This window comes from Streptomyces sp. NPDC058701 (assembly GCF_042715295.1).
GTDB lineage: Bacteria > Actinomycetota > Actinomycetes > Streptomycetales > Streptomycetaceae > Streptomyces.
The window spans coordinates 1-1,031 of the sequence record NZ_JBHXSY010000154.1 but is presented as its reverse complement, the minus strand read 5'-3'; the positions used below and the strand labels follow the sequence as shown (position 1 = coordinate 1,031).

Annotated in this window: 1 protein-coding gene; it reads right to left on the bottom strand. The window is 66.2% G+C overall.

Annotated features, from left to right (window positions below; genetic code table 11):
- Window positions 1–814, bottom strand: an 814-nt coding sequence (locus ACFWW8_RS38665) for an IS630 family transposase (protein ID WP_386537634.1), incomplete at its 3' end; no start/stop codon positions are given.
- Window positions 815–1,031: the final 217 nt, after the last annotated feature.

The window sequence follows — 1,031 nt, the reverse complement described above, 5'->3', positions numbered from 1 at the left end:
CGCTCTGCTCGGCGACAAGGGCTACGACTCCAACCCCAACCGGGAAGAGCTGCGTGCCGTGCCGCAGGTAGTCGTGGGTGCGCCGCTCGGGCATGCCCGGCATCATCGGCAACACCGGCTGCGAACGGTCCAGCTCCTGGATCTGGCTCTTCTCGTCCACGCATAACACCACCGCCCGCTCGGGTGGGTTGTGGTAGAGGCCGACGACATCGACGACCTTGACCACGAACTGCGGATCGGTAGACAAATTGAAGGAGTCCTGCAGGTGCGGCTTGAGATCGAACCGCTTCCAGATTCGACCGACCGTGGATTCCGACAGCCCCGTGCGAGCGGCCATCGAAGCCCGTGACCAGTGGGTGTCCCTGCCCGGAGTGGACTCCAGCGTCGCCACGATCACGTCCTCGACCTGGTCGAGGATAATCGAGGGCGGCCGGCCCGGCCTGGGCTCATCGACCAGGCCTTCAAGGCGGTGAGTGATGAACCGGCTGCGCCAGCGGTCGACGGTCGAGGCATCGACACTGAGATCGGCCGCGGCCTGCCGGTTCGTCCCGCCCTCCGCGCAACGCAGCACGACCCTCGCGCGCAGGGCCAGAAACTGGGCGGTCTTCGCGCGCCTGGCCCACCGGATCAGCTGGTCCCCTTCAGCCTCGCTCAGAACGAGCTCGGCCTTCGGACGGCCGATACGCGCGGCATCCTCAAGCCCGGCCATCCCCTCAGCAGCGAACTTCCCACGCCACTTCCTCACCGTCGCGGCGGTCACACCGACCTCCACCGCCACCCGCGCGTTCGGCTCCCCATTCGCGCACGCCAGCACGATGCGAGCACGCTCCGCGAACCGTGGTGCCACCGCCCCACTTGCTCAACGAGACAACTCCGCGCGTACCTCATCGGACAGGCGGACTTCAACGGCACGAGGACCCGGCGACATGACAACAGGCTACAGACTTAACTCCCGGATTTCTGGCGCATCACACTAAGGCCTTGCGGGGAATCAAGGTGTTGCTTCCCGTTCTGGGCCTCGTTGAGGTGGT